Source organism: Yoonia rosea (assembly GCF_900156505.1).
Lineage (GTDB): Bacteria > Pseudomonadota > Alphaproteobacteria > Rhodobacterales > Rhodobacteraceae > Yoonia > Yoonia rosea.
This window is the reverse complement of sequence record NZ_FTPR01000002.1, coordinates 409,660-427,315: the sequence shown is the minus strand read 5'-3', so window position 1 is coordinate 427,315 and position 17,656 is coordinate 409,660. Positions and strand designations below refer to the sequence as shown.

General features: G+C 57.0%; 19 protein-coding genes and 1 tRNA gene. 11 read left to right on the top strand and 9 right to left on the bottom strand.

The features are described from left to right. Window positions 1–3 precede the first annotated feature (3 nt). Window positions 4–915 carry a phosphonate ABC transporter substrate-binding protein gene (phnD, locus tag B0B09_RS13310; RefSeq protein ID WP_076660458.1) on the bottom strand — a complete coding sequence of 304 codons (912 nt, stop codon included), beginning with the start codon at window positions 913–915 and terminating at the stop codon, window positions 4–6. Between the two features lie 59 nt (window positions 916–974). Then, the gene (phnC, locus tag B0B09_RS13305) at window positions 975–1,790 is read right to left on the bottom strand and encodes a phosphonate ABC transporter ATP-binding protein (RefSeq protein WP_076660455.1); all 816 of its coding nucleotides are present in this window, start codon (window positions 1,788–1,790) and stop codon (window positions 975–977) included. Between the two features lie 218 nt (window positions 1,791–2,008). On the opposite strand from phnC, the gene B0B09_RS13300 reads away from it, so the two are divergent. Continuing rightward, the gene (locus B0B09_RS13300; RefSeq protein ID WP_055295397.1) at window positions 2,009–2,299 is read left to right on the top strand and encodes a hypothetical protein; all 291 of its coding nucleotides are present in this window, start codon (window positions 2,009–2,011) and stop codon (window positions 2,297–2,299) included. A gap of 116 nt (window positions 2,300–2,415) precedes the next feature. Here the strand turns inward: B0B09_RS13300 and B0B09_RS13295 are convergent. From B0B09_RS13295 to B0B09_RS13280, 4 genes are all read right to left on the bottom strand, one after another. Continuing rightward, window positions 2,416–2,491 (bottom strand) — tRNA-Thr (locus B0B09_RS13295). 137 nt (window positions 2,492–2,628) lie between these two features. Beyond that, a complete protein-coding gene (locus B0B09_RS13290) occupies window positions 2,629–4,077 on the bottom strand; it encodes a heme biosynthesis protein HemY (protein WP_076660453.1) in 1,449 nt (482 codons plus the stop codon). 11 nt (window positions 4,078–4,088) lie between these two features. After that, entirely contained in the window at window positions 4,089–5,183 is a 1,095-nt protein-coding gene (locus B0B09_RS13285; protein WP_242654437.1) for a COG4223 family protein, read from the bottom strand. A 177-nt stretch (window positions 5,184–5,360) separates the two neighbouring features. Then, window positions 5,361–6,071, bottom strand: a complete 711-nt coding sequence (locus B0B09_RS13280; RefSeq protein ID WP_084190843.1) for a uroporphyrinogen-III synthase — start codon at window positions 6,069–6,071, stop codon at window positions 5,361–5,363. 67 nt (window positions 6,072–6,138) lie between these two features. Between B0B09_RS13280 and tsaD the strand changes: the two genes are divergently transcribed. The 4 genes from tsaD to B0B09_RS13260 are packed head-to-tail and all read left to right on the top strand — an operon-like array spanning window position 6,139 to window position 8,872. Further along, a complete protein-coding gene (tsaD, locus tag B0B09_RS13275; protein ID WP_076660449.1) occupies window positions 6,139–7,221 on the top strand; it encodes a tRNA (adenosine(37)-N6)-threonylcarbamoyltransferase complex transferase subunit TsaD in 1,083 nt (360 codons plus the stop codon). Beyond that, window positions 7,218–8,180, top strand: a complete 963-nt coding sequence (locus B0B09_RS13270; protein WP_076660447.1) for an NAD(P)H-dependent glycerol-3-phosphate dehydrogenase — start codon at window positions 7,218–7,220, stop codon at window positions 8,178–8,180. Before tsaD ends, B0B09_RS13270 begins: the two co-directional genes overlap by 4 nt. Next, complete coding sequence (locus tag B0B09_RS13265; RefSeq protein WP_055295386.1) at window positions 8,181–8,453, top strand: YciI family protein; 273 nt, start codon at window positions 8,181–8,183, stop codon at window positions 8,451–8,453. Beyond that, entirely contained in the window at window positions 8,453–8,872 is a 420-nt protein-coding gene (locus B0B09_RS13260; RefSeq protein ID WP_076660446.1) for an EVE domain-containing protein, read from the top strand. Before B0B09_RS13265 ends, B0B09_RS13260 begins: the two co-directional genes overlap by 1 nt. A gap of 243 nt (window positions 8,873–9,115) precedes the next feature. Here the strand turns inward: B0B09_RS13260 and B0B09_RS13255 are convergent, their stop codons facing one another. Beyond that, complete coding sequence (locus B0B09_RS13255) at window positions 9,116–9,457, bottom strand: DUF2853 family protein (RefSeq protein WP_076660673.1); 342 nt, start codon at window positions 9,455–9,457, stop codon at window positions 9,116–9,118. Window positions 9,458–9,708: 251 nt separating this feature from the next. On the opposite strand from B0B09_RS13255, the gene B0B09_RS13250 reads away from it, so the two are divergent. Next, on the top strand, window positions 9,709–10,236 hold the full coding sequence (locus B0B09_RS13250) for an outer membrane protein (RefSeq protein WP_076660444.1): 528 nt from the start codon (window positions 9,709–9,711) through the stop codon (window positions 10,234–10,236). 57 nt (window positions 10,237–10,293) lie between these two features. Here B0B09_RS13250 and B0B09_RS13245 read toward each other — a convergent pair whose 3' ends face one another. Together B0B09_RS13245 and ahcY are read right to left on the bottom strand one after the other, a co-directional pair. Continuing rightward, the gene (locus B0B09_RS13245; RefSeq protein ID WP_076660672.1) at window positions 10,294–11,052 is read right to left on the bottom strand and encodes an extensin-like domain-containing protein; all 759 of its coding nucleotides are present in this window, start codon (window positions 11,050–11,052) and stop codon (window positions 10,294–10,296) included. 30 nt (window positions 11,053–11,082) lie between these two features. Then, window positions 11,083–12,468, bottom strand: a complete 1,386-nt coding sequence (ahcY, locus tag B0B09_RS13240; RefSeq protein WP_055295379.1) for an adenosylhomocysteinase — start codon at window positions 12,466–12,468, stop codon at window positions 11,083–11,085. 247 nt (window positions 12,469–12,715) lie between these two features. Between ahcY and B0B09_RS13235 the strand changes: the two genes are divergently transcribed. From B0B09_RS13235 to B0B09_RS13215, 5 genes are all read left to right on the top strand, one after another. Further along, window positions 12,716–13,288: an HD domain-containing protein gene (locus B0B09_RS13235; RefSeq protein WP_076660671.1), complete on the top strand. Its 573-nt coding sequence runs from the start codon at window positions 12,716–12,718 to the stop codon at window positions 13,286–13,288. Window positions 13,289–13,353: 65 nt separating this feature from the next. Further along, the gene (locus B0B09_RS13230) at window positions 13,354–15,396 is read left to right on the top strand and encodes a putative bifunctional diguanylate cyclase/phosphodiesterase (RefSeq protein ID WP_076660442.1); all 2,043 of its coding nucleotides are present in this window, start codon (window positions 13,354–13,356) and stop codon (window positions 15,394–15,396) included. A gap of 67 nt (window positions 15,397–15,463) precedes the next feature. Next, entirely contained in the window at window positions 15,464–16,075 is a 612-nt protein-coding gene (locus tag B0B09_RS13225; RefSeq protein WP_076660440.1) for a ribonuclease D, read from the top strand. Beyond that, complete coding sequence (locus tag B0B09_RS13220) at window positions 16,075–17,043, top strand: KpsF/GutQ family sugar-phosphate isomerase (RefSeq protein WP_076660437.1); 969 nt, start codon at window positions 16,075–16,077, stop codon at window positions 17,041–17,043. The genes B0B09_RS13225 and B0B09_RS13220 overlap by 1 nt, the downstream gene beginning before the upstream one ends. 2 nt (window positions 17,044–17,045) lie before the next feature. Then, the gene (locus B0B09_RS13215; protein WP_055295371.1) at window positions 17,046–17,648 is read left to right on the top strand and encodes a hypothetical protein; all 603 of its coding nucleotides are present in this window, start codon (window positions 17,046–17,048) and stop codon (window positions 17,646–17,648) included. The last annotated feature ends 8 nt before the right edge of the window (window positions 17,649–17,656 follow it).

Sequence of the window (17,656 nt, the reverse complement as noted above, 5' to 3'; positions counted from 1 at the left end):
AGCTTAGTTGCCGATCACGGCCTGACGGGCAGCTACGATGCTTTCGTACATCTCGTGGGTCACCGGCTGGAAGCCAAGTGTGTCACCAGCCGCAACACCGTAGGCGCAGTCAGCGTCACGCTCGTGCAGGCCATCGACCAGTGCCGTCATTGTCGCCTTTACATCGTCTGGAAGTGCTGTGCGCAGAACCACAGGGCCTTCGGGGATGACGTTCGATTTCCAGATCTGGACCATGTCGTTCATATCAACAAGACCCGCATCAACCGCTTTGCGCAGCGCGCCGGAGTTATAGCCGTCTTCCCAGTTGCCCTGACCGTCGGCCCACGTCACGCCAGCGTCGATATCACCATTGCTCACAGCAACGATCGTCTGCTCGTGACCGCCGGTGAAACGTACTTCACCGAAATACGCGCCGGATTCCATTGTGATGCCGTCTTTGTACTGTGGGATCTCGATGGACGGGATCAGGTAACCGGATGTCGAGTTCGGGTCACCAAAACCAAAGACCTTGCCTTCCATATCGTCAAGCGATGTCACACCGCTATCGACACGGGCAAAACCGATGGAGTGATAGCCGACAGAGCCGTCGACGTTCACTTTGATCAGCACAGGCTCAACCACACTCGGGTCTTGCAGGTATGTCGCAGCATAGGCAGATGCGCCCAACCATGCCATGTCGATAGTGCCGCCCAGCAGGCCCTGGATCACGCCGTTATAGTCGGCAGGGGCAAACAGCTTCGTTTCCACGCCGAGCGCTTCGGTCGTGTAATCAGCCAGACACTGATAGCTGTTCATGCGGTCCTGTGCGTTTTCACCGCCAAGAATACCGATGCGGAATTCGTTGATTTCCTGAGCGAATGCGCCATCGCTGAGCGCTGTGGTGGCGACAAGCGCCATTGCGAGGGTCTTTTTCATCGTTTTCTCCGTTGGGTTTGATGAAGGTGGCCCGCGCCGATCACGCGGGGTGAACTGGCTCAGGCGTAGGCCTCTGCTTCGCGGACTTCTGGCCTGTCCAGTGTTTCGATTTCAGTAGAAGTGGCAGCCTCGGAAAAATCCGCACCCGCCCCGTAGATGTCGCGCGCGACGCCCGTGGTCAGTTGCGCAGGCGAGCCGTCAAAAACGATCCGGCCGTCGCGCATGCCGATCACGCGGTTACAGTAACGACGCGCGGTATCAAGCGTATGGAGGTTGGCGATCACCATACGACCGTCTTCCTCATGAATGGTACGCAGTGATTGCATCACCACCTGCGCGTTCATGGGATCAAGGGACGCAATCGGTTCATCTGCCAGAATGATCTTTGGGTCTTGCATCAGGGCACGGGCAATCGCGACGCGCTGCTGTTGCCCGCCCGACAATGCCTCAGCACGTTTCGGCGCCTGTTCTGCAATGCCCAGACGATCAAGTATTTCAATCGCTCTGTGGATATCGGCCTGCGGATAGAGGTTGAACATCGTCGCGAAGGTCGAGCGTTTGTTCAGTGTCCCGTGCAGAACGTTCGAGACCACATCCATGCGCGGTACGAGGTTGAACTGCTGAAAGATCATCGCGCAACGCGATTGCCAGTCTCGCTTGGCAGCGCCGCGAAGGGCGGTAATATCCTCGCCCTCAAATGTGATCGTGCCGGACGTCGCATCGCTCAGGCGATTGACCATCCGCAGCAGCGTGGATTTACCCGCGCCGGACCGGCCAATGATCCCGATCATTGCAGGTTTGTTGACGGAGATATTGGCCGCATCCACAGCCGTTTTGTCTCCGAAGCGCTTGGTTAGCGTATCGATTTGCAGCATATCGCCCCCATGTTTGAGAGGCGGATACGGGACTAAAGCGACAGCTCTGTGAAAGTTATGATTCAGTTAGCTGACAATTGCGCAACAGTTCTATGACACCGCGCCAATGGCTTTGTTCCGTTGGCCAGACGCCACAAGGAAAAGCATTCAGAATATTTTTATCCACAGGCTGTCATATAGCTGTTACATTCAAACCCAGAGCAATTGGTTTTCGGATTATGAACTTTCGTACCTTTCTTCTCTGCGTCTACGTCACGCTTCCGGCTTTTGCCCAAGCGCAGATGTCGGATGTCAGCTGTGATGACACCGCGCGGATGACCGAGACCCTGAAACAGGTTATCGGGGCCGAGCGCAAAGGCATGGGCCTGCGCGACCCGGAAACGATGCTGGAAGTCTGGGTAACCGCACGCAATGGCGATTGGGTAGTCGTGCAGAGTTACGCCAATGGCACATCTTGCATCGTCGCGATGGGCGAACATTGGGAAGGTTCGTTTGCGAACCCGGCCTAAACTATCCGCGCAGTGGCGGTCGGCATGAAAAAGGAACGATCCTTGCCTGCGTTGCTGATTAGCCAACTCACGCAAACACGACATTCGGCGCACAACTGACGGGGCTCTGGTGGTTGTGGTGCCTCAAGAGGGACTCGAACCCCCGACCTTGTCCTTACGAAGGACCTGCTCTACCAGCTGAGCTATTGAGGCGAATAGGCGCTACCAGCTTTTTCCATTTGCCGTGGACAAATCGATTTTGCAAGCCATTCCCGTCACAAGCCGCGAATTACGCATTGCCTACAGGGCCCACCCCGCCTGAGCTACCGGAGCAACTGGCATAACAAGCGCTATTTTGGCGGCTCACCCGCGACGATCTCAGCTTCTTCGACAACCTGCGTGGATGGCAGCGCCGCATCAGCGGCGCGCCCCACGATCAGAGGCAACATCTCGGTGCCAGCAGGCATTGCGACCTCGCTGATGGGCGGTGTTTTCCACGCGAGCGTGTCAAATGCACCGCAGTTGCCGCAGGTTGGGGCCCATGTCGCATGAATATGCTGGCATTTGTCGCAAATCCACTGCGGGCCGCGCGGGGCTGTCAACGCTTTGGTCAGCCAGCCGCGCACCACAGAATCGTCGGCACCTTCGCCACGCTCGATTGCGGCCATGAGCGTCAGAACACGCGCGGTTGGTTGCTTTTCAACCAGATCACCAAGCGCACGTTTGGCCGCCGGGAAATCCTCGGCCGAGATTTGCAGCTCGGCCATCAGCATCTTGGTTTCGGGGTTGTCGGCGGTCGCCTTTGTCAAAGTGGTAAACCGTTTGATCCGCGCGTCAGGTGTCTCGTCAGGGACGATCTCGGCGAAGGCGGCAGCGATATCAGGATGCGGCTGCGCGTTCCATGCTTTGGTCAACACCCGTGTCGCATAGCGCGCATTGCCTTCACCGATGTATCCGCGTGCTGCCATAATCGCAGCAGGGATCAGATCGGGTGAAAGACGGTTTGCCTCGATTGCGGCTTCGCGCGCTTCAATGGTTTTACCTTCATCCAGAATGTCACGCGCCTGCGACAGCGCCAGCACCGCATCGCGGCGCTTGTGCACATCGCGGGGCAGGCTACCGGATTTCAACTTGGCACCCAGCGTTTTGCGTGCGCCTTCCCAATCCGATTTTTCGGCCTGCAGGCGTAGCAATACGTCCTGCGTTTCTTCATGCTTGGGCTTCAGCGCAAAGGCCTTTTGCGCAAGCGCCATCGCGGTATCGGTGTCACCCTCGGCCAGCTTTTGTTTCATGATGCCGCGCACCCCGACAAAGCGGGTTTTGTCATCTGCAAGCAGCTTTTTGTATGTTTCTTCTGCGGTCTTCCGGTCACCCGTCATCTCGGCGGCCTGTGCTGTCAGAAGGTTGGTCAACTGCGGTTGCTTGAGGTATTTATCTGCCCGCGCGGCCTTGGTCATGGCCAGATGCCCCTCACCCGAGGCAAGCGCCATCATGCCCTCGCTCAGCGCTTCATATCCCTTCCGCTCACGGTTGCGGTCAAAGTAACGTGAAATCGCGGTTTCATCACCGTTCAGGAACTTAAATGTGGCCACCAAAAGCGCCATCAGCTTCAACCCCAGCCAGACTGCAACGACCAGCGCAACCAAAGCAAAAACCATCTCGAGCGGGCTAAGCGTGAATTCCTGACCGGCAACATCGACTGTCGTGCCACCGTCCACTTCCATCAACTGCGTGCCACCATAGGTCAGCGCCGTGACAAGGAGGACAAACGCTATAATTTTTGTAAGTGACCAAAGCATAGGGTTCGCCTTTAGTTATCTGAAAGGGATGTGGAAAGAATATCGACAGCGGCAATCGCATCCGCACGTTGTTCGGCCTGCGCCAGCCAGTCGGACATTTCGGCGCGGGCAACCTCGGGCAGAGCGCTGATTTCGGCTAAGGCATCAGACAAGCGGCCAGAACGGACAGCGGCTTCGGCGCGGGACAGGATCGCATCGGCAGTGTTGCCTTCGCGCGGCGTGGTGGAACGCACGTCCAACTGGTTCCGCAAAAACGCGCCAAAGCCTGTTGTTTCCTCACCTGATACACCTTCCGCGCGGGCTGTGGCCAATGCAGCGCGGGCAACATCGGGGAACTGGTCTTGCAGGCTGGCAAGGGTCGGTACACCGTCCTGAACCGCCAGCAATTCTGTTGGTGCACTCTGTGCGGTCGCGGCTTCAAGATCACCAAGGGCGGCACCAATGGGTGCGCCGCTTTCCAATGCGGTCTGAACCCGCGAGAGTGCAGCGCGCGCAGCAGCATTGCGTGCGGCTGCCGCGGCATTTTCCTCGATCGAAGCGGCTGCAGCGCGCGCTTCTTCCAACTCGGTCTGCGCCGCATTCGTCATTTCCGCGATCTGCGCACGCAGCGCATCCAGTTCAGCAGAAACGTCTTCGCCAGTGGCGTCGGAAATCACAGTCGTTGCAGGACGCGCCGCAAGCTCATCAATCCGGGCCTGCATGTCGGAGAGCTGAACCGCCAGATCCGCTTGCGCGGCCTCAATACCGCTAAGATCGACCTGCGCCGCAGCATCAATACGCTGTTCCAGCTGAGTGATCTGTGTCGCTTGCGCGCTGATCTGGTCAATAAGGGTTGTGTCCGCAGCAGGCGTCGTGAGCGATGCAACGGCAAACCCGATCACACCGGCAAGAAGCCCGCCCAACGCAAGCGGGAAAAATCCGCCACTTTGTGATTTTGGTTGCGCAGGCGCGGCCGTTTTTGGCGTTTCCGGCGCTTTGGACTTGTCCGCAGGTGCGGGGGTGTCAGCCGATTTCGCAGCTTCAGAAGGCTTCACAGACGGCACGGATGTCGCAACTTTGGCATGCACTTCAGGCGGAATCGCATCAACCATGGGCTGAAGGGCCACAGACGATTCGGTCGCTCCCTCACCGGAAGTTGCCGCATTATTTGGTTCTGCTGGTGTCTTTCGACCCTTAGTTGGCTGTTTTGCCACGTTTTCATCCCTTCAGAGCCTCACCCGTCATATAGACAGATAGGCTTTAGACTATCTTGCATCCGCAGGACCCTCAAGCAAAGCGCCTGTCTATGCCCTCTGACCAGAGTGCGCATCCAGCGCATCCAGCGTTGCATCCAGCATCGCGGGCATATCGGGGTGCTTTGCCACCGTTATCTGCCGCGTTGATCCGTAACCGAAAGCCTCGGCCACGGCTTGACTTAGCGCAATCACATGCACAGGCGCGAAAAAAGGCCCCTGCTCGCGCAATATGGTGGCTGTGCGCGGGGAAAACAGGGGGAAAATGACCGGTTCCTGCGCATCAAGCGCGCGTTTTGCATCATTATTCAGCATCTGGGATTGCTGATCGTAGACAATGACATCCGCGCAATCCAACCCTGCCGCGCGCAACTGATCCTTGACCGCTCCCCGCGTATGTTTGCCACGCAGATGCACAAGGCGGCCATTCGGCCGTGCCGCAATAATGCTGGCAATCAACCCATCCGCATCACCTGGCCCGATATGCGGCACAAAACCGGCCTCTTGTGCCAAGGCACCGGTCTTTTCGCCCACGCACCACGCAGGGATTCCTTTTCGAATATTCAGCCGTTCGGCAGCTTCGACCCCATGGGCCGACGTAAAGATCACCGCGTCAAAGGAATCGATCCCTGGGGTCAGCGGGACGATCCGCAGCAAAGGTGAAATCACCACCTCTAGCGGGCCCGACCAGCGCGCGAGAACCTCAGCCGCAAAGCTGTCGCTCTGGACCTCTGGGCGGGTCAGGATCATTGTTGCGGTCATGCTGCACCATTGTTTGCGCGTTCCGGCAGTGTTACCTGCGACAGGGCAACACGCAACCGGAAGCGCTATGACACGCTCTTTGACGATCCTTGGCATTGAAAGCAGCTGCGATGATACGGCGGCGGCGGTCGTGCGGGATTGCGATGTGCTGGCCTCGGTCGTTTACGGGCAAACGGCGCTGCATGCGGAATTTGGCGGCGTGGTGCCGGAAATTGCCGCAAGGGCACATGCGGAAAAGCTGGATCACTGTATTGAAGAAGCTCTGGCAGTGGCGGGTGTTACATTCGCAGATCTCGACGCCATTGCCGTCACGGCCGGTCCCGGCCTGATTGGCGGGGTGCTGTCCGGTGTGATGTGCGCCAAGGGATTGTCCGCCGCGACAGGTTTGCCTTTGATTGGCGTGAACCATCTGGCAGGTCACGCCCTGACCCCGCGCCTGACAGATCAGCTGACCTATCCTTATCTGATGTTGCTTGTCTCGGGCGGGCACTGTCAATTCCTGATCGCCGCAGGCCACGACAGCTTTCAGCGGATCGGCGGCACCATTGACGACGCTCCCGGCGAAGCTTTTGACAAGACGGCGCGGCTGCTGGGATTGCCGCAACCCGGTGGGCCATCAGTGGAGAAGGCCGCAAAGACCGGTGATGCGCAGCGCTTTCCGCTGCCCCGCCCGCTGTTGAACCAGCCCGGATGCGATATGTCGTTCTCTGGCCTGAAGACAGCAATCCTGCGCGCACGTGACAGTGTTGTCGCTGAAAAAGGCGGGCTGACATCGCAGGATCAGGCCGATCTGAGCGCGAGCTTTCAGGCGGCAATCACCGACGTGCTGATTGAAAAGTCCCGTCGCGCGCTTGACGCCTATCTGGCACTGAACCCTGAAAAACCCGCTTTTGCGATTGCCGGTGGTGTCGCAGCAAACACTGCTGTGCGAGAGGGTTTGATGGCGCTTTGCGTAGAGTTAGAGACTGATTTTGTCGCACCACCACTCCGGCTATGCACCGATAATGCAGCAATGATCGCCTATGCGGGGCTGGAACGTATGCAGGCCGGCGAACAAGACGACCTGACGCTTTCGGCACGGCCCCGTTGGCCGTTGGATAAACGTGCGGCCCCGATGCTAGGCTCGGGCAAGAAGGGGGCGAAGGCATGAAAATCGGGATTGCAGGCGCTGGCGCGTTCGGGACCGCTTTGGGCGTCGCATTGGCCTTGGATGGAAACACAATCCATCTTTGGGCACGTGATGCTGAGCGCGTGACGCAGATGCAGGAAACACGCGAGAACCCGAAGCTCCCTGGGGTCACCCTCCCCCAAAATATGACCTTTTCCGCCGCGTTAGAGCCGCTTTTTGCCTGCGACACAATCCTGATCGCAATCCCCGCGCAAACGCTGCCCGCATTTCTGACGGCCAATGTTGAGGCACTTACGGGCAAGACCCTTGTCGCATGCTGCAAGGGCATCGACCTGCAACGCATGACCGGCCCCGCCAGCACGATCCGCGATCTGGTACCGCATGCGCAGGCGGCCATGTTAACCGGTCCCAGCTTTGCCGCAGATATCGCGCGCGGCCTGCCCACGGCGCTGACTTTGGCCTGTGCTGACGACGCATTGGGGGCCATGCTACAGACAGCCCTCTCGACCACGAGTATCCGCCTTTACCGCACAACAGACACTATTGGCGCGGAATTGGGTGGTGCCTTGAAGAACGTCATGGCGATTGCCTCGGGCGTGGCGATCGGCGCAAAGCTGGGCGAAAGCGCACGCGCGGCGCTCATCACCCGCGGGTTCCCCGAAATGCAGCGCCTTGCGCTGGCCTTGGGCGCGCAGCCAGACACGTTGGCAGGGTTATCCGGTTTCGGTGATCTGGTGCTGACCTGCACCTCGGACCAGTCGCGGAACTACCGTTACGGGCTGGCGCTAGGGTCCGGTACCGATTTTGACCTGACCACGACTGTCGAAGGTGTCGCCACGGCCCGCGCGGTGCGGCAATTGGCACAAGAGCTTGGAATTGATATGCCGATCTGCGCTGTTGTGGCCGATTTGACCGAAGGCAAAACAGACGTCGCGACCGCCCTGAACACACTTCTCTCACGCCCGTTAAAGGAAGAATAAATGCGCTTTGCCCTGATGACAAAAGACAAACCCGGTGCCCTGCAAACCCGCATGGACAACCGCGAGGCCCATTTGGCCTATATCGCCGAAACCGGCGTTGTTGAAATGGCCGGTCCTGTGTTGGATGACGACGGACAAATGTGCGGGTCGCTGATCGTGCTGGATGTTGAAGATCTGGCGGCGGCGCAGGCCTGGGCGGACAACGACCCCTACGCCAAAGCGGGACTGTTCGAAGCGGTCACATTGCGCGCGTGGAAAAAGGTGATCGGCTGATGGCGTATTGGCTCTTCAAATCCGAACCCGATGTCTGGGGCTGGGATGCGCAGGTGGCCAAAGGCGATACCGGCGAGCAATGGGACGGTGTGCGCAACTATCAGGCGCGCAACAACATGCGCGCCATGAAACTGGGCGAGAAAGGGTTTTTCTACCACTCGCGCACCGGGCTCGAGATTGTGGGGATTGTCGAAGTCTGCGCAGAGGCGCATCCCGATACGACCACGGAGGACCCACGCTGGGACTGCGTTGATGTGAAAGCCCTGCGCCCGTTCAAAAAACCTGTGACGCTCGAAACGATCAAGGCGGACCCGCGCCTGAAAGACATGGTGCTCGTGAATAACTCGCGCCTGTCTGTCCAACCCGTGAGTGAAGATGAATGGCAAATCATCTGCGCTTTAGGTGAAACACAGGCTTAGGGATCACACAAAAAGAGGGTCCGACAGATGCCGAACCCTCTTTCACCCCGCGTGCTCCACATCCACCACACGCAACTGATTCCGGTTCGGCCGTTCTGGCCTACATATGGACTTAGCGTTTGATCACAGCGCCACGCAACAAATTAGCGCTTCAAAAACGTTTCAAATCAGCCTGATATGCGACAGCTGAACGCAGAACGCCCGCCGAATCGGCGGGCGTTTTGTGTCGAAAAACAGTGTTCTTTAGCCGTAGACAGCTTCTTTGCCGAAGTGTTTGGTCAGCATATAATAGACCACGGCACGGTATTTGTTGCGCTCGGACTGGCCATAGGTATTGAGGACAGAGGCGATGGCCGCATCAAGCTCGGGGCTGTCTTTCAGGCCGAGTTTCTTCACCAGGAAGTTGTTCTTGACCGTTTCCAGTTCGGCAGGCTGGCTACCAGCAACAGTCGAGGCATCAGCATTGTAGATTGCGGGACCGCAGCCGATCGTTACCTTTGTCAAAAGGTCCATATCTGGCGTCATGCCACATTTGTTTTTCAAATCATCCGCATACTTCGCAATCAAATCGTCTCTTTTACCCATGAGAATGTCCCCGGTGTTGTTTTTTGTTTCTAAATAAACGGTCATATTTGCCGCCGTGCGCGTAAGTTAACGGGTCTGCGTCGCTTTGGTAAAGAAAAAAGCCTGCGGTCGGCGGGGTTTTACCACCGTATCGCTGCGAGACCGCCTGATCACATGTAGTCACAGCGGTGTGAGCGCTGAAACTTGATCCCGGATCTTTACGTGACTGTTGCACCAAAACTTTGGAACCCTAACACAACAAGGACGCAACTATGTCAGTAAACAAGTTACTTATCGTCACTGCAGTCGCATTGGCACCAGCTATGGCACAAGCCCAGGATTGGACTGGCGCCTATGGCGGTCTCACCGTCGGTGGTGCCGACATTGAAGCCACAGTCAAAGCGGCTGATGCCGAACTCGAAGGCGACGGCTCATCCGTTGGTTTCTTTGCAGGCTATAACTATCAAATGGGCAATATCGTCTATGGCGGTGAATTTGATCTGGACGGCACAGATTACGAAATCGCGGACGGCGCCGTGAAGGTTGAAAGCACAGCACGCTTGAAGGCCCGCGTCGGCGCGCCCATTGGCAACGGTCTTGCTTATGGTGTGGTTGGTGCCGTCGGCGCGACATCGAATGAAGTCAATGACGGTCGCGGCGTTCTTGTGGGGGCAGGCTATGACATGAAGCTGTCCGAAAGCCTCTTGATCGGTAGCGAAGTCCTGTTCCACAACTTTGACGATGACGACCTTGAGGTGGATGTCACCACACTGCGTCTGCGCGTTGGCTTCAGCTTTTAAGCAAACTTCACAGAATATTCCAAAGATCGGCGCGAGGGTCACCTCGCGCCATTTTTGTTAGCGGCAAAGGCCCCATCCGCGCGATTGCAGATGAAAGTGACCCGCATGCAGGCGGTTGTAGTCAGGTGAAAGCGTCAGGCTGAACCAGTCGCACGCGCCATCCCGCACTGCGCGCAGGAAATCACCCTTGCGGCCGGGTGGTTCCCAATCCGTCAACAGCCTGACCCGCCTACCATCGGCCAGTTGAAACCCCGCAATATCAATTGCATCCGCAGTCGCATGCGTGCTCATCCGCGTGGACGAACCATTTCCAGTGCGGATTGTGCGACAATTGTAGCTGCCGATATGGTCAATGGCGGAGACCGATGTTTGCAGAAATTCTGCGGCCGCGGGCTGTACGCTATGCGTTTCCCACATCGCCAGCCGCAAGGCGATCGCGCAACGCGTTTCAATCGGGACCACCCGTGCGTCCCCCACGCCCCGCAGATCAACGCGGTCGCGGATAAAGCACTGATCACTCTCCTCGAGCGGAGCAAGCGGTTGCAAGCTGGCGAAACCGTCCAAGGCTGCAAGGCATTGCGCCTGATCCGCTGCTGCACGATTGAGTTTCCATCCTGTGAGCGGCGTCACCGGATCGCTGATGCGCAATGGCACCGTTGGGTTCCAAGCACGCGGCAAGGGTGTCTCGGGATGGACCAGCACCTGATACCCGCCAAAGGCCAGCGCCCCCGCAAAGAAAAACGCAGCTAGACCGCTGATCAGGGCCCAACTGCGTTGTTTCTTTTTGACCTGCCTTTGCGCGGCCTGCTGCGCCATCTGCTGACGTTTGGCATGCCGCATAAAGGGTTAGTACCGGTAGTGTTCGGGCTTGAACGGGCCTTCGACGGTGACGCCGATGTAATCCGCCTGATCTTTCTTCAACTCGGTCAGTTTCACACCGATCCGTGCAAGGTGCAGACGTGCGACCTTTTCATCAAGACGCTTGGGCAGGATGTGCACGCCAACTTCGTAGGCGTCGCCATTGTTCCAAAGCTCCATCTGCGCCAGCACCTGATTGGTAAAGGACGCGGACATCACGAAAGACGGGTGGCCCGTGGCATTACCAAGGTTCAACAAACGGCCCTCGGAAAGCAGGATCAGACGGTTGCCTGATGGCATCTCGATCATGTCGACCTGTTCTTTGATGTTCGTCCACTTGTGGTTCTTCAGCGCCGCGACCTGAATTTCATTGTCGAAGTGGCCGATGTTGCCGACGATCGCCATATCCTTCATCTCGCGCATGTGCTCGATGCGGATCACGTCTTTGTTGCCGGTTGTGGTGATAAAGATGTCTGCGCTGTCCAGCACATCCTCAAGCACAACGACTTCAAAACCGTCCATTGCGGCCTGCAGTGCGCAGATCGGGTCAACTTCCGTCACCTTCACGCGGGCACCGGCACCGGCCAATGACGCGGCAGAGCCTTTGCCCACATCCCCGTAACCACAGACAACGGCAACCTTACCGGCCATCATCGTGTCAGTGGCGCGGCGGATACCGTCAACCAGTGATTCCTTACAGCCGTATTTGTTGTCGAACTTCGACTTGGTCACACTGTCGTTCACGTTGATCGCAGGGAAAGGCAACTGGCCGTTCTTGTGCAGATCATAAAGGCGGTGAACACCGGTTGTCGTTTCCTCGGACACGCCCTTGATCGCGTCGCGCGTTTTGGTGAACCAGCCTGGGCTGGCCGCCATACGTTTGGCGATCTGTGCCTTGATCACCGCTTCTTCTTCGGACTGGGGGACAGGGATGATCTCTTCGCCCGCTTCGGCACGTGCGCCCAGCAGAACATAGAGCGTGGCGTCGCCGCCATCATCAAGGATCATGTTGGCGCCTTCCGGGAACATGAAGGACTTATCCAGATAGTCCCAATGCTCTTCCAGCGACTGCCCTTTGATCGCGAAAACCGGTGTGCCACCCGCCGCAATTGCCGCGGCAGCGTGATCCTGGGTTGAAAAGATGTTGCATGACGCCCAGCGCACGTCGGCACCCAGCTCAACCAGTGTTTCGATCAGAACCGCAGTCTGGATCGTCATGTGGAGCGACCCCACAATACGCGCACCTTTGAGAGGCTTCTTGTCGCCATACTCTTCGCGCAGCGCCATCAGACCCGGCATTTCTGTTTCCGCAATATCAAGCTCTTTGCGGCCAAATTCTGCAAGGGCGATGTCCTTGACAATATAATCTTTCATTACTGCCTCCTCGGCGGGCGTTAATCAATTTGAAGCGCTGATAGCAGGGGTTTTCCTCTGCGACAATGGCAGCAGTGTCGCGCCTAAGTGACAATCACTTATGAACACTTAAAGGCAGGAAAGTTCATGCCAAGACAGGCTATGCAAACCACACCATGGTTTACGATTTGCAGACACCCCAGTATGTCAGAAGTTGCTGAACCAAGGAGCCACTATGCCCAAAGCCCAACCCCGCGCATGGCAGCGTATGTTGTCAGGACGCAGGCTCGATCTTCTGGATCCGACACCTGTTGATATCGAGATTGAGGATATCGCCCATGGTCTTGCCTTTGTGGCGCGCTGGAATGGACAGACAAAAGGCGACTTTGCCTATTCAGTGGCCGAACATTCGCTCTTGGTCACTGAAATCTTCATGCGCCAGCAACCCAAAGCACCGGTGAAGTGGCAGTTGGCGGCTCTGCTGCACGATGCACCAGAATACGTCATTGGTGATATGATCAGCCCGGTCAAAGCGGCTGTTGGTCCGGATTACGGTCTTCTGGATGACCGCTTGACTGCAGCGATACATCTTCGGTTCGGCCTGCCCGCGCAAATTCCTGTCGCAGTCAAGAGGCAGATCAAGAAAGCCGATAAACTCTCTGCTTGGCTCGAGGCGATCCAGATCGCCGGGTTCACACAGGCCGAAGCAGATAAATACTTTGGAAAACAGGATCCTGGATTGGCAGGAAGCCTTCAGATCAAGTTGCGCCCGCCTGTTGCAGTGCGCGACGACTATACCGCGCTCTATCACAGACTGGCGGCCGCTCTCTCGTTTGATTAAAAAGCGCAACGCTTGCTTAAGGACTCTCGGCGCATACTCAGCAGACAACGCTGCAGGGATGAAAAATGCGCTGGAAATCCAATCCGCTTGAGGTAGTCAGGCGGCCCTTCTTATTACGCAAGCCCGAGAGGCTATGGGCGCACTACTGCCTAGCGCTCATTATTGTCCTGTGTCTCATCATCTTCAGCTATGTCCAGAACCGTGCGATGGTCGATCGGGGCCTTTTAGCGGCGCAGGCCATCAAACGCAGCAATGGTCAAGTTCTGGCCGCCCAAGACATCATCGCGATTTCCGACGGATTGGTTGGCGCCAATGCTGCGGATCTTGCCGAATTCGATAATGCCGTGCTGAATTTTGAAGCCGTCTATGCCGACTTGCGCGCATCACAACCCAGCTGGCATCTTTTTGACGACAACCTTGTCGACACAACCCAGCACCTGCATCAGAAAACGATATCGTTCCTGGCTGTCGCCAAAGACTTTGCAGCGGCGCCTCCTGATCGGCGCTTCGGTCTGAACCTTCGCCTCAAATATGTTTATCAGCAAAGCGGCCTACACGAAAATCTGCTTGAAGTGTCACGCGTCATCAGCGCAAGGTTCAAGGCCGAGGCAACCCGCTTCCAGATCCAACAGAAAGCCATGCTTCTGGCATCTGGTCTTGTCTTGCTTGCAGAAGCGCTTTTCATCTTTCGACCTGCGCAGATGTCCGTGGTTTCCAGCTTAAAGTCCATGCGAAAGACCACCAACGAGCTGCGCACATCCCAAGAGAAGCTGAAGAAAATGAATGCGCAGCTTGAACATATTGTGCGGCATGACCCGTTGACCGGTTTGCCGAACCGCCGCTCTTTGATCGAATATCTTGACGGTATCAAGTTTGACAAACGAACGGATGCATGGAGCCTACTGCTCGTCGGTCTTGATGGCTTTAAGTCGATCAACGACACAATCGGTCACGATTATGGTGACGCGCTTTTGATCGCTGTGGGCAATGCTTTAAAAAGCTGTGTCGATTCTGAGCATCTCGTTGCACATGTCGGAGGCGACGAATTCGTTCTCATCTCCAACGAAGCAAGCGAGTATCTGATCAAACGGATCTTCGCATTACTGAATGAACCCTTCGAGATATCAGGGCGGCGCATTCCGATTAATGCGAGCATCGGACACGTGGCAATTGACGACAGCAGCCGTCAAGCGAATGACCTGCTAGCAGATGCAGAGATCGCACTTCAGTTCGCCAAGAATTCTGGCGGCAAGAAAGCTCAGGCCTTTCAACAGCATGTGCGGGATGACATTGGGTCTATGCAAAAGCTGCAACTGGACCTGACGGATGCAATCCGAAACGGCGAAATAGAACCTTGGTTTCAACCACAAGTGCGGCTTGCCGATGGGCGGTTGCATGGTGCCGAGGTATTGGTGCGCTGGCGGCATCCCACCCGTGGCCTGCTGACCCCTGACATTTTCTTGCCTGCCGCTGAACGTGCCGGCCTGATGATTGATCTGGACCACGCTGTCTGGAAATCCGCCATGGACTTGGCACGCGGTTGGCAAGATGCCGATGTTTGGCGGCCCGTTATCTCATTGAACGCCGCGCCGGATACGATTTCAGACCCTTATCTCATTGAGCGGTTTTTGCGCGCGGTCCAGCTTTCCGGGCTTGAAGCGGATCAAGTGGTTATCGAAGTACTTGAGACGACGTTGATCAACGGCAAGGATGATCTCGCGTCGATCAACATCGACAGTCTTGCAGAATGCGGTATCGCACTTGAACTTGACGATTTCGGAACCGGCTATGCGTCGCTTTCAAAGTTGACGCAGCTGCCATTGGCGGGGATCAAACTTGACCGGTCGCTGATCGCCCCCCTTCCGGATCACGCAGCAGACAGTGTGGTGCGCGCTATCCTGGCACTTGCCGCCGAACTTGGGCTGCATGTTATTGCCGAAGGTGTTGAGGAAGACGCCCAAGCGGCACATCTGAAGGAGCGTGGGTGCAATGTTGGACAAGGCTATGGCTTTGGAAGACCCATGCCGCCCAAAGAGTTTACCACTTGGCTTTCTGCCAATGCCAAAAGAACGCTGAAAGCAGGGCCGGATATCGCGCGTATCGCATGAAGCCCTTGAGGAATAGCCGCACAATCCGTATTTGACCCTCAACAGGCTGACCAGAAAAGGGCAATACATGGCCAACCACCTTTACAAGAATGATCTGCCGGACGGGCTTGATCTGGGCCCGATTGTCGCAATTGACTGCGAAACCATGGGGTTGAACCCGCATCGCGACCGGCTGTGCCTGATCCAGATGTCCGGCGGTGACGGGAATTGCCATCTTGTGCAGGTCACCCCTGGTCAGACCGCTGCACCAAATCTCTGTGCAATGCTGGAAAACCCTGATGTGCTCAAACTTTTCCACTTTGGCCGCTTTGACATCGCCGCCCTTTTGAATGCCTTCGGCGCTTTGGCGGCCCCTGTTTATTGCACCAAAATCGCCTCAAAGCTGGTGCGTACCTATACAGATCGCCACGGGCTTAAGATCTTGTTGCAGGATATGGTTGGCGTCGACATTTCCAAGCACCAACAGCAAAGCGATTGGGGCGCGCCGGTCTTGACGGACGCGCAACTGGATTATGCAGCTTCTGATGTTCTTTACCTGCACCAACTGAAGGAAAAATTCGATATCCTGCTGGCCCGTGAAGGGCGCACCGAAATCGCGCAGGCCTGTTTCGATTTTCTGCCAACACGTGCCAGACTTGACTTGTCGGGTTGGCCCGAACTCGACATCTTTTCGCACTGATGGCCGATCATCAGAAATTCCTTGCCACAGCGCGGCGCGTTATCACGCAAGAGGCGGATGCGCTGACCATTCTGGCCGACGGGTTGAGCGAGAGCTTTGGCGAGGCCGTTGCGCTTTTGTTGAATGCCAAGGGGCGCGTGATCGTCTCAGGCATGGGGAAATCAGGGCATATCGCCCGCAAGATCGCCGCAACCTTCGCCAGCACCGGAACACCCGCACATTTCGTACACCCCGCCGAGGCAAGCCACGGTGATCTGGGCATGATGACACGCGGCGATGTTGTTCTGGTGCTGTCCAATTCAGGTGAAACCCCCGAACTCGCCGATCTTGTCGCCTATACGCGGCGCTTTGGCATCCCGATGATCGGCGTCGCCAGCAGGCCGGAAAGCACACTCTTGCAACGCGCCGATGTCGCCGTCGTTTTGCCCGCGCTGAAAGAGGCCTGCGGTACCGGCGTGGTGCCCACAACATCTACCACCATGACGCTTGCGCTGGGCGATGCCCTGGCTGTTGCGTTGATGGAGCACCGCGATTTCACACCGGAAAACTTCCGTGAATTCCACCCCGGTGGCAAACTGGGCGCGCAATTGTCCAAGGTCTCGGACCTGATGCATGTTGATAGCACTGTCCCTCTGGTCGCGGCAGAAACCCCGATGAGCGACGCGCTTTTGGAGATCAGCCAAAAAGGGTTCGGCGTTGTTGGTGTTGTGGATCGCGACAAGCGCCTGATCGGGATCGTCACAGACGGGGACCTGCGGCGCCATATGACGGGCTTGCTGGATCATACCGCGGGTGAAGTCATGACCGCGCACCCTGCGACAGTCGCGCCCGCCGCACTGGCAGAAGAGGCTGTGGCCATAATGAACGCCAAAAAGATCACCTGTCTTTTCGCGGTTGATCCCGATGGTCACGGTCAAGTGTCAGGATTCCTGCATATTCATGACTGCCTGCGCGCCGGGATTGTTTAGCCTTGGCTCTTTCCGAACATCTCTATTCCCAGCTTGTAGGATGGGCCAAGATCGTCCTCCCGCTTGGGGCTTTGGCGCTGCTATCGACATTGTTCCTCTTTGCGCGCTCAACACCGGGTCAGGACGACTTTACCGTCGCAAAAGTCGAGGCGATTGCCCGCGAACAGCGCGTCTCTGCGCCAGAGTTTTCCGGTGTGACCGACGATGGCGCCGTGATCGTTGTATCCGCAGCAACAGCGCGACCCGATACGGACCGCCCCGACACCATGAGCATCAATGATATGCGTCTGCGCATGGACAACGCCGATGGCAGCAACGTTGAGGTGACAGCGACTGAGGGCGAGGTTGACGGACGCGGCCAAATTGCGCGTTTTCTTGGCCTTGCCCGACTGATCACATCGGACGGGTATCAAATGGAAACCAACGGATTAATCGCCGAGCTTGAAACGGGGCGCATTACGTCGGACGGCCTATTAGAAATCCGCGCTCCATTCGGGGACCTGACTGCCGGAAAAGTCACTTTTCAGTCGGCCATGGACGGCAAAGCGCAGGAGATACTGTTCACTGACGGCGTTCGCCTGCTATATAACCCCCAAACACCGTGATGAAGGAC